This is a genomic window from Streptomyces sp. NPDC032091, from assembly GCF_055580265.1.
On record NZ_JBVILR010000005.1, the window covers coordinates 222,312 to 232,019 of the forward strand.

At 76.0% G+C, this 9,708-nt stretch carries 11 protein-coding genes, 1 tRNA gene and 1 pseudogene; 7 read left to right on the plus strand and 6 right to left on the minus strand.

What is annotated here, in order from left to right:
* The first annotated feature begins 31 nt into the window (after positions 1 to 31).
* Both ACZ5NJ_RS11435 and ACZ5NJ_RS11440 read left to right on the plus strand, forming a co-directional pair.
* Positions 32 to 1,177, plus strand: coding sequence for an acyl-CoA dehydrogenase family protein (locus tag ACZ5NJ_RS11435; RefSeq protein WP_468764502.1), 1,146 nt, complete (start codon positions 32 to 34; stop codon positions 1,175 to 1,177).
* Positions 1,177 to 2,211 carry an acyl-CoA dehydrogenase family protein gene (locus ACZ5NJ_RS11440; RefSeq protein ID WP_468764503.1) on the plus strand — a complete coding sequence of 345 codons (1,035 nt, stop codon included), beginning with the start codon at positions 1,177 to 1,179 and terminating at the stop codon, positions 2,209 to 2,211. Before ACZ5NJ_RS11435 ends, ACZ5NJ_RS11440 begins: the two co-directional genes overlap by 1 nt.
* Here the strand turns inward: ACZ5NJ_RS11440 and ACZ5NJ_RS11445 are convergent.
* The 3 genes and pseudogenes from ACZ5NJ_RS11445 to ACZ5NJ_RS11455 all read right to left on the minus strand — a co-directional run bounded on the left by ACZ5NJ_RS11445 (position 2,178) and on the right by ACZ5NJ_RS11455 (position 3,466).
* Positions 2,178 to 2,903, minus strand: a complete 726-nt coding sequence (locus tag ACZ5NJ_RS11445; RefSeq protein WP_468764504.1) for a class I SAM-dependent methyltransferase — start codon at positions 2,901 to 2,903, stop codon at positions 2,178 to 2,180. The genes ACZ5NJ_RS11440 and ACZ5NJ_RS11445 overlap by 34 nt on opposite strands.
* A gap of 120 nt (positions 2,904 to 3,023) precedes the next feature.
* Positions 3,024 to 3,107: pseudogene (locus ACZ5NJ_RS11450) on the minus strand (ADP-ribosylation/crystallin J1); the annotation flags it as partial.
* A gap of 11 nt (positions 3,108 to 3,118) precedes the next feature.
* Positions 3,119 to 3,466 carry a hypothetical protein gene (locus ACZ5NJ_RS11455; RefSeq protein ID WP_468764607.1) on the minus strand — a complete coding sequence of 116 codons (348 nt, stop codon included), beginning with the start codon at positions 3,464 to 3,466 and terminating at the stop codon, positions 3,119 to 3,121.
* A 101-nt stretch (positions 3,467 to 3,567) separates the two neighbouring features.
* Here ACZ5NJ_RS11455 and ACZ5NJ_RS11460 point away from each other — a divergent pair.
* Positions 3,568 to 3,647 (plus strand) — tRNA-Ser (locus ACZ5NJ_RS11460).
* Here ACZ5NJ_RS11460 and ACZ5NJ_RS11465 read toward each other — a convergent pair.
* Positions 3,605 to 4,609, minus strand: a complete 1,005-nt coding sequence (locus tag ACZ5NJ_RS11465) for an alpha/beta hydrolase (protein ID WP_468764602.1) — start codon at positions 4,607 to 4,609, stop codon at positions 3,605 to 3,607. The genes ACZ5NJ_RS11460 and ACZ5NJ_RS11465 overlap by 43 nt on opposite strands.
* Complete coding sequence (locus tag ACZ5NJ_RS11470; protein WP_468764505.1) at positions 4,606 to 5,334, minus strand: SDR family NAD(P)-dependent oxidoreductase; 729 nt, start codon at positions 5,332 to 5,334, stop codon at positions 4,606 to 4,608. Before ACZ5NJ_RS11470 ends, ACZ5NJ_RS11465 begins: the two co-directional genes overlap by 4 nt.
* Positions 5,335 to 5,475: 141 nt before the next feature.
* Between ACZ5NJ_RS11470 and ACZ5NJ_RS11475 the strand changes: the two genes are divergently transcribed.
* The 3 genes from ACZ5NJ_RS11475 to ACZ5NJ_RS11485 are packed head-to-tail and all read left to right on the plus strand — an operon-like array spanning position 5,476 to position 7,376.
* Positions 5,476 to 6,102 (plus strand): PadR family transcriptional regulator, encoded by a 627-nt coding sequence (locus ACZ5NJ_RS11475; RefSeq protein ID WP_468764603.1) that lies wholly within the window; start codon positions 5,476 to 5,478, stop codon positions 6,100 to 6,102.
* Positions 6,099 to 6,830, plus strand: coding sequence for a VWA domain-containing protein (locus ACZ5NJ_RS11480; protein WP_468764506.1), 732 nt, complete (start codon positions 6,099 to 6,101; stop codon positions 6,828 to 6,830). The genes ACZ5NJ_RS11475 and ACZ5NJ_RS11480 overlap by 4 nt, the downstream gene beginning before the upstream one ends.
* 36 nt (positions 6,831 to 6,866) lie before the next feature.
* On the plus strand, positions 6,867 to 7,376 hold the full coding sequence (locus ACZ5NJ_RS11485) for a pyridoxamine 5'-phosphate oxidase family protein (protein WP_468764507.1): 510 nt from the start codon (positions 6,867 to 6,869) through the stop codon (positions 7,374 to 7,376).
* A gap of 41 nt (positions 7,377 to 7,417) precedes the next feature.
* Here ACZ5NJ_RS11485 and ACZ5NJ_RS11490 read toward each other — a convergent pair whose 3' ends face one another.
* Complete coding sequence (locus ACZ5NJ_RS11490) at positions 7,418 to 8,704, minus strand: DUF1906 domain-containing protein (RefSeq protein WP_468764508.1); 1,287 nt, start codon at positions 8,702 to 8,704, stop codon at positions 7,418 to 7,420.
* 212 nt (positions 8,705 to 8,916) lie between these two features.
* Here ACZ5NJ_RS11490 and ACZ5NJ_RS11495 point away from each other — a divergent pair, with 212 nt between their 5' ends.
* Complete coding sequence (locus tag ACZ5NJ_RS11495) at positions 8,917 to 9,348, plus strand: hypothetical protein (RefSeq protein WP_468764509.1); 432 nt, start codon at positions 8,917 to 8,919, stop codon at positions 9,346 to 9,348.
* Positions 9,349 to 9,708 lie beyond the last annotated feature (360 nt).

The following is a 9,708-nucleotide window of genomic DNA, read 5'->3' on the forward strand; positions in this document are numbered from 1 at the left end:
GGAAGGTGTGCGCGAAGGAGGCGGACGGCTGATGGACCTCGACCACTCCCCCGAGGTGGCGGCCTTCCGGGCCGAGGCCCGGGCCTGGCTGCACGAGCACGTGCCGGACGTCCCCCTGCCCTCGCTGGAGACGGCGGAGGGCTTCGCCGCGCACCGGGAGTGGGAGGCGCTGCTGCACTCCGGCCGCTGGTCGGCGGTGTCCTGGCCCGAGGAGTACGGGGGCCGGGGCGCGGACCTCGAACGGTGGCTGGTCTTCGAGGAGGAGTACTGGGCGGCGGGCGCGCCCGGCCGGGTCGCGCAGAACGGGATCAGCCTGCTGGCCCCGACCCTCTTCGACCACGCCACGCCCGGGCAGCGGGCGCGGGTGCTGCCGTCCATGGCGAGCGGCGAGGTGATCTGGGCGCAGGCCTGGTCGGAGCCGGAGTCGGGCTCGGACCTGGCCTCGCTGCGGTCCCGGGCGGTGCGCACGGAGGGCGGCTGGCTGCTGTCGGGGCAGAAGACCTGGTCCTCGCGGGCCGCCTTCGCCGACCGGGCCTTCGGTCTCTTCCGCAGCGACCCGGAGGCCGCCCGGCCCCACCAGGGGCTGACCTACCTGATGTTCGACCTGCGCGCCCCGGGCGTGACGGTGCGCCCCATCGGCCGCCTCGACGGCAAGCCGGCCTTCGCGGAACTCTTCCTGGACCGGGTCTTCGTCCCCGACGAGGACGTGATCGGCGAGCCGGGACAGGGCTGGCGGATCGCGATGTCGACCACCGGCAACGAGCGCGGGCTGACCCTGCGCTCCCCCGGCCGGTTCCTGGCGGCCGCCGGCCGGCTGGCCGCCCTGTGGCGGGAGCGGGGCGACCCGGCGGACACCGCGCTGCGCGACCGGGTCGCGGACGCGGTGGTCGGGGCGCGCGCCTACGAGCTGTTCACCTGGGCCGGCGCCACCCGCTTCGCGGCGGGCGGGGAGACCGGCGCCGAGTCCAGCCTGAACAAGGTGTTCTGGTCGCAGTACGACATCGCCCTGCACGAGACGGCCCTGGACCTGCTGGGCCCGTACGCGGAGCGGGCGGACGGGCCGTGGGCCGAGCCGTGGGTGTTCTCGCTCGCCGGGCCGATCTACGCGGGGACGAACGAGATCCAGCGCGACATCATCGCCGAGCGGCTGCTCGGCCTTCCGAAGGGCCGCCGCTGATGCGCTTCCTGCCGACCGGGGAACAGTCCGACTTCGCCCGTGTGCTGCGCTCCCTGCTGGGCGCGGCGCAGGTCCCGGCGACGGTGCGGGCCTGGGCGGCCGGGGACCACGGGCCCGGGCTGGCCCTGTGGTCGCGGCTCGCGGACACGGGCCTGTGCGCGCTGGCCGCGCCGGAGGCGTACGAGGGGCTGGGGCCGCTGCCGGTGGAGCTGGCGCTGGGCTTCGTGGAGCTGGGGCGGGCGGGGGTGGCGGGGCCGGCGGTGGAGACGGCCGCGGCGGTGGTGCTGCTGGCGGAGCTGGCCCGGCTCGGGGAGGAGGGGCCGGCGAAACGGTTCCTCCCGGGGCTGGTGGCGGGTGACGCCCTGGCCACCCTGACCCTGCCGGGCGGCTCCCCGTACGCCCTGGACGCGGACGCGGCGGCGTACTGCTTCACGGTGTCCGCCGGGGCCTCGGCCGGGGCGGGCGAGCTGCGGCTGGCGCCGGGCGCCGGGGAGCGGCTGCCCTCGCTGGACCCGGCGCGCGGGCTCGGCGTCCCGGCGACGGGCGGGGAGCCGCTGGCGGTGGGCCCGGCCGTCCTGGCCGCCGCGGGGACGGCCGCGCGGTGGGCGCGGCTGCTGACGGCGGCCCAGTGCCTCGGGGTGGGCGAGGCACTGCTGGCGCGGACGGTGGAGTACGTGAAGCAGCGCACCCAGTTCGGGGTGCCGGTCGGGAGCTTCCAGGCGGTCAAGCACCGGCTGGCGGACACCCTGCTGGAGCTGGAGTTCGCCCGGCCGCTGCTGTGGGCGGCGGCGCTGTCCCTGTCGGACGGGGACGTCGCCGCCGCGAAGCTGACCGCCGGCGAGGCGGCGTACGGGGCCGCCCGCACCGCCCTCCAGCTGCACGGGGCGGTCGGGTACACGGAGGAACTGGACCTGTCCCTGTGGCTGCGCAAGGCCCGGCCGCTGCGCGACGCCTGGGGCACCCCGTCGCAGTGCCGGGCGGAGGTGGTGCGCGGCCTGCCTCAGACGACGGCCACGCGGAGGGTGACCACGTAGGGCTCCTCGACCGTCCCGTCGGGGAACAGCTCCAGCAGCCGCTCCCGCTCGGCCCCGGTGAACTCCCGGGTGCGGGACTCCCCGAGGAGGAGGAAGGCGGAGTGGCTGGAGAGGTTGGCGAGGTGCGCGTCGAGCGGGATCCGGCGCGACCAGCGGACCTCGCGGGTGGTGAGGCCGAGCTCCTCGGGGTCCTCCCTCGGCTGGGCGCCGGCGGGGACGCCGAAGAGGGAGGCGATCCGCTCGTCCTGCCCGGCGATCCAGGGGACGGTCAGGTCCAGGTCGTTCCACCAGAGGGCGAGGGCCCCGCCCGGGCGCAGCACGCGGCGGGCCTCGGGGACGGAGCGGGCCGGGTCGGTCCAGTGCCAGGCCTGGGCGTAGGTCAGCAGGTCGAGGGAGCCGGAGGCCAGGGGGAGGCGGTCGCCGTCGCCGCGCACGATCGGGATCCCGGGGTGTGCGCGGCGGAACTCGGCGGCCATGCCGTCGCCGGGCTCGACGGCGAGCACCCGCGCCCCGCGCGCGTGCAGCAGGGCGCTGGCGATGCCGGTCCCGGCCCCGGCATCGGCCACCCGGGCCCCGCGCAACGGCATCCCGGCGAGTTCCTCGACGGCGTCGAACAACGCGTCGGGGTATCCGGGGCGGGCGGAGTGGTAGAGGGCGGCGGCGGCGTCGAAGGACCTGGCGCGAGTCGTCATGCCGGCATTCTCGGCACAGCGGCCCGCCCGTGACGAGCGCATATCCGGCCCGGCCGGGGCTTGCCGGGGCCCGGCCGGGGCGGGGTCTTCGCGCGGAGGCGGCTCCTCCGCCGGAACCTACAGCTCCAGGATCGTCTCGCCACCCGCCCGCTGCACCGGATACCGCTCCAGGAAGGCCGAGTCCACCTCGAACCGGGTCACGTACGCGAACGGATTCAGCGGCGGGGGCCGCGCCGGCGGGCCGGGCGGCGCCCGCGCCGGCGGCGCAGCGAGAGCCGTAGCAGTGCCCCGGTCTGGAGCAGCAGCAACACCCCGAGCCCCGCGGAGGCGGCCCAGCCGTGCCCCTCCCAGGCCGACGCCCCCAGCCGGGCCACCCCGACCGCGGTGAGCGCGACGAGGAACCGGGCCGCGAACTCCGCCTCGCTGCCGTGCGGTACGGCCGAGCCGGCCACGAACACCGCCAGCAGCACGGGGATCCACGGCGTCCCGGGGTCCCGCAGCAGCGCGGCGGCACCGCACTCCACGGCGAGGAGCAGGAAGGCGCGCAGGAGGAATCCAGGCATGGACACATCATGCCGGGGATGCGTCAGGGAGGAGGCCCCCGCTTCGAATCCGGCCGCCCCGCCCCGCCGGCAACGCGCCGGCGCCTACGATGACCGGCAAGGACGGGCCGTAGCACAGAGGTCGTTGCGCCTCCCTGCTCAGGAGGAGGACGCCGGTTCGAATCCGGCCGCCCCGTCCCCACCTCCCTCGCCGGCCCCGCCCCCGGCCGCCCGCCCCCGCCGGCCGGTGGCGGCCAGCCATGCCGCCGCGCCCGCACGGGCCGTCGCGGCGGCCGGCAGCGGCAGGCCGAGGAAGCCGTGGAAGACCCCGGGGTGGAGCCGGACCTCGCAGTCCACCCCCGCCGCCCCCAGCCGGCGCGCGTACGCGAGCCCCTCGTCCCGCAGCAGGTCGCAGTCGGCCAGGACGATCAGCGTGCGCGGCAGCCCGGACAGGTCCGGCGCCCGCAGCGGTGAGACGTGCGGGTGGGCGGGGTCGCCGCCGTACAGGTCCCAGTACCAGGCCATGTGGGCGGCGGTGTGGAAGTACCCCCGGCCGAAGGCCGCCACCGACTCCGAGCCCATCGACGCGTCCAGCGGCGGGTACACCAGCAGCTGGCCGGCGACCAGCCCCGGCGCCCGCAGCGCGGTGACGGCCGCCAGGTTGCCCCCGCTGGAGTCCCCCGCCACCACCACCCGCCCCGCGTCGCAGCCCAGCCGGCCCGCCCCGGTCCGCGCCCACAGCAGCACCGCCAGGGCGTCGTCGGCCGCCGCCGGCCAGGGGTGTTCCGGAGCCAGCCGGTAGCCGGCCGAGACGACCACCGCCCCCGAGGCGGCGGCCAGCTCCCGGCACAGGGCGTCGTGCGTGTCGATCCCGCACATCACCCAGCCGCCGCCGTGGAAGTACACGGCGAGGACCCGGCCCCGCTCCCCCGGCGCCGGGTCGTAGACGCGCACCGGCACCCCGGAGGCGACGGCGTCCCGCACCGAGGCCACCTCCGGCCCCCGCATGCCCGGCCGTCCCCTCCCGGCCCCCGCCGCCGCCCGCAGCGCCGCCACATCCCCCGGTCCCGGGAACACCGCCGCCATCGCGTCGCACAGCCGCCGCGCGTCCGGCGACAGCGCCTCCGGCTGCCGCCGGCCCTCGTTCGCGAAGCCCCCGCTCATCGCGCCGTCATCCCCCCGTCGACCACGAACTCCGCGCCCGTCACGTACGAGGAGGCCTCCGAGCACAGGAACAGCACCAGCTCCCCCACCTCCCCCGGGCGCCCCATCCGCCCCAGCGGCACGTGCGACCAGTCCCGCCCCTCGACCGCCCCCGCCACCATCGGGGTGTCGATGGCGCCCGGATGCACCGAGTTGACCCGGATCCCGTCCACCGCGAGGTCCAGCGCCGCCGAGCGGGTCAGCCCGCGCAGCCCGAACTTCGCGGACCCGTACGCCGCGTGGCCCGGGATGCCGACCAGCCCGGCGGTGGAGGAGACGTTGACGACCGAGCCGCCCCCGCCCGCGCGCAGCACCGGTGCCACCGCCCGGATCCCGAGGAACGGCCCCAGCAGGTTGACCCGTAACAGCTCCTCGAACCCCTCCGGGCTCTGCTCCTCCACGTGCGCGGTGCGCCACAGCGCGGCGTTGTTGACCAGCGCCGACACCGTCCCGAAGGCGGCCACCGCCGCCCGCACCACCCCCGCCCAGCTGTCGGCGTCGGCCACGTCGTGCCGGACGAACAGCCCCCGCCCGCCCAGCTCGGCGGCGACCGCCCGGCCCTCCTCCTCCCGGAGGTCCGTCACGACGACCCGCGCCCCGGCCCGCGCGCACAGCCGCGCCTCCTCGGCGCCCTGGCCCCGCGCGGCACCGGTGATGACGACGACCTTCCCGTCCAGCGAGATCACGCATCCTCCATACGAACGGCGGGAGTTGCACGACGGGGCCGGCCGGCGGCCCATGCCGCCGCACCCCCCATATGCCTAATAGAAATACTTCTAGCAGTAGCGTCCAGCAGGGGGAAGGGCGCCGCCGGAACCGGTCGTAGACTGCGCTGCGTGGCAGACGAGACGGCAGAAGAGACTCCCGGCGCTACGGCCCGGCGCGCGCTCCCCGCGACCAGTTGGGCGGTGCTCGGACTGCTCTCCTTCGGCGAGGAGCTCTCCGGCTACGACCTGAAGAAGTGGTCGGACCGGTCGCTGCGCTTCTTCTACTGGAGCCCCTCCTTCAGCCAGATCTACAGCGAGCTCAAACGGCTGGAGAAGGCCGGCTACGCCTCCTCGCGGATGATCGCCCAGGACACGGGAACCCGCGACAAGCGGGTCTACCGGATCACCGCCGCGGGCATGGACGCCGTCCGGCACTGGGCGCGCGAGACGCCCGTCGACCCGCCGGTGCTCAAGCACGGGCCGATGCTGCGGCTGTGGCTGGGCCATCTGCTGGAGCCGGAGCAGATGCGCGAACTCCTCCTGCGGCAGCAGGGGTTCGCCGAAGACATGCGGCGCGGCGCGGAGGCGGACGCGGAGGCCGCGCAGGAGGGGGCGGCCTGGGCGTACCCCACCCTCACCCTCAAGTGGGCCGAGCGGTACTACGCCTCCGAGCGCGACCTGGCGGCGGCCATGCTGGAGGACATCGAGGCCCTGCACTCCCGCCCGCGGACGGACACGGCACCGTGAGCGGCGGCAGCGCCATCAGCCTGCGCAAGGTGGAGGAGACGGCCCCGGCCCTGGTCAGCCTCTACAAGAGCGCCGGCGTCTCGCTGCGCAAGCACGGCCTGGACGGCGGGCGGGCCGCCGTCTACCTGGTCCTGGACTACTCCGGCTCCATGCGCCCGTACTACGGGGACGGCACCGTGCAGGCCTTCGCGGACCGCGTCCTGGGCCTCTCCGCACACCTCGACTCCGACGGACGCGTACCGGTCGTCTTCTTCTCCACAGACGTCGACGCCGTCGAGGAGGTCCCCCTCACCGGACACGAGGGCCGGGTCACGGAGATCGCCGCCGGCCTCGGCCACATGGGCAAGACCGCCTACCACCTGGCGATGGACGCGGTGATCGACCACTACCTGGACTCGGGCTCCGCCGATCCGGCACTGGTGGTCTTCCAGACGGACGGCGGCCCGGTGAACAAGCTCGCGGCGGAACGGTACCTGTGCAAGGCCGCCCGCCTGCCCCTCTTCTGGCAGTTCGTCGGCTTCGGCAACACGCGCAGCAGCCAGTTCGACTTCCTGCGCCGCCTGGACGAGCTCCCCGTACCGCAGAAACGGGTGGTGGACAACGCCGGCTACTTCCACGCGGGCGCCGATCCGCTGGCCGTGCCGGACGCCGAACTGTACGACCGCCTCGTCGCCGAGTTCCCGGCCTGGCTGGCGGCGGCCCGCCGGGCGGGCATCGTGCGCGCCTGACCGGCCGTCCCCGTGGGCGCGCGCTTTGATGGACGTATGACGACGACCAACTGGGCAGCGTTCGAGAAGGCGGAACCGGAGTACGCGGCGGCGGTCCGGGCCCGCTTCGAGCGGTTCCCGCACCATGTCCTGGCCACCCTGCGCAAGGACGGCTCGCCCCGGGCGACCGGGCTCACCGTGGATTTCCGCGGCGGCGAACTGTGGCTGGGCATGATGGCGGGCTCGATGAAGGCCCGCGACCTCCAGCACGACCCGCGCTTCGCCCTGCACACCAACCCCGGCGCGGACGACACCATGCCCGACGGGGACGTCCGGATCTCCGGCCGCGCGGTGGAGATCGTGGACCCCCCGGAACTCCACCGCTACGCGGAGGAGAAGGACACCCCGCACCCCTTCCACCTCTTCCACGCCGACCTGACCGAGGTCGTCCACACCGCGGTGGACGGCGACGAGCTGGTCGTCCGCACCTGGACCCCGGCCCGAGGCCTGCACACCCTCCGCCGCGGCAACGACGACGAACCGCCCCGCGAGGTCCCGGCGGCCTGACCCCCGCCGCGACGGGCGCCCCGTTGCGCGGCCGTCGGCGACTACGGGGTGAAGGCGGCGGGGTCGACGGACACCCAGCTGCGGTCGATGTTGATCGTCACCTCGCCGTACGTGGCGTCGTGGTCCCCCTGGTACTGGTGGGCCCGGCGCGGGCCGGGCCACTGGGCGGCGCCGGCGGTCAGACCCATGTCGGCGTCGGTGACGGAGGCCGCGCCGTTCCAGCGGGCCACCCACAGGACGTCCGGCATGGCCTGCCGGGCCTGGGCGTAGTGGGCGGCGAGCGCCTTGGCCCCGGAGCTCGCCGCGACGTAGGCCGCCGCGGGGTGGCCGAGCGCGTGCAGCCGTACGGTCCAGGCGGTGAGGTAGGCGACGACGGGGGCGTCCCAGGTGTCGCGGTCGGTGTAGTTCTCCAGGTCGGCGTAGAGCGGTGTGCCGGCGGGCAGGCCGAGTGCGCGGGCCGCGGCGGCGGCCCCTTCGGCGGCCTCGCGGCCCTGGTCGTTCGCCGCGGAGGGATCGGTGGACAGGCCGGTGGTGGAGCTGTGCCAGGGCTGCGGGCCCACCCAGATCGGCATCAGGTGCCAGCCGGCCGCGCCTTGCCGGCGCACCCAGTCGGCCGTCAGCTGCGGCTGTGCGCAGGCGCGGGCCCGGCCGCCGATGTAGATCCCGGCCGCGCCGAAGGGGGAGTCGGCCCACCAGGTGTCCATGGAGCTCTGGGAGGGAGCGGTGCAGGCGTCGAAGCCGTGGCCGGTGAAGGCGGTGGCGGTGGTGGAGGTGGCTGCCGTCGGCTCCTGCGTGCGGGACGGGCCCGGCCGGGCGGGCGCCGGTGGGGCGGCCGGGGCGGAGGGCGCCTCGATCGCGTGCGCCAGCACGGCCCGTACGGTCTCCGGTCCGGCCCCGTACGACAGCGTGGCCATCACCCCCGGCCCGTGCAGGGCGTACCGGATCTCGGCGCTCTCGGCGTCGGCCGGGGGCAGGGCGGCGCCGTCGGGTACGGGGAGGGTGGGGACGTCGGCGCGGGGCGGGGCGCCGGCCAGGGGTTCCAGGTGGAGGGTGTCGGCGCGGGCGGGCACGGCCCGGCGGCCGGTGCAGCGGGTCTGGGGGCCGGCGTGCCCGAGGTAGAGGGTGGGGAGGTCCAGGCGCAGGCAGGCCCCGGGGTCGCGGTCGAGGTCGACGACCCGCCAGTCGGCGGGGAGGGTCAGGTGGAGCCCCTGGTAGTCGACGGCACGCCCGCCGTCCGCGGCGAGGGCGGGCGGGAGGGGCGCGAGGGAGAGCAGGGGCAGGAGCAGGGCGGCTCCGAGGAGGCCGCGCAGCGGCGTTCGCGAGGGCATGGGCCCACCGCTACACCGCACACCCGCCAACTGCGGTGCGACGCCCCGCGGATGCCCCCTTCCGGGGGACGCCGGCCCCGGGGGCCGGGGCGGCACGGTGACACCCCCACCCGGAAGCCGGGCCTCAGCCCACCACCCACCGCACGGCCGCCCGCGTTGTCAGTGTCGGCCCCTAGCGTGGAGGAGACCGACACGGACCCACGGGGGGACCCATGCAGCACACGTTCCAGCGCCGCCGCCGCACCGCACTCACCCTCGCACTCGCGGCGACCGCCCTCACCCTGACCACCGGCACCGCCCAGGCGGCGGACCAGGCCGAACTCCTCCCCTACCCGGGCCCCGACGGGGTGATCTGGGTCCCCGAACGAACCGGCTCCAGCGGCTTCGTCTCGGGCGGCCTCTCCCCGTACCTGGACACCTACACCACCTTCGCCTGCGAGGGCGGCGGCAGCATGGTGGTCTCCTTCACCCTGGACGAACACCCGGACCGCAACCCGGCCCCCTTCACCCTGAACTGCCCCGAGGACACCCCGGCCCAGCTCACCATCCCCCTGGGCCCGGGCCTCCACGGCGGCTTCGGCGCGGTGGTCACCACCTCGACCCCCACCCTCCGCTGGGGAGCGGTGGTCGTCCAGCCGGAGTAACCCCGGAACACGCCACGACGCCCGTCATCCCTGGTCGGGGACATGACGGGCGCCGTGTCGAGTGCCGCACTTCGTTGTACGGACCGTATGAGGGGTCCCGCCCACGGGAGGGGCGGGGGTGACGCGTAACGCCGCCCGGGGCACCGACGGCCGGAGGCCGGCGCAGCCGGGCGAAGCCCGGGAGGCCGCCTGCGGCCGAGCGGTGCGAGCCCGGCGTCCAGAAGGAGTCATGACGGGCGTCGTGTCGAGTGCCGTACTCCGTTGTACGGACCGTATGAGGGGTCCCGCCCACGGGAGGGGCGGGGGTGACGCGTAACGCCGCCCGGGGCACCGACGGCCGGAGGCCGGCGCAGCCGGTCG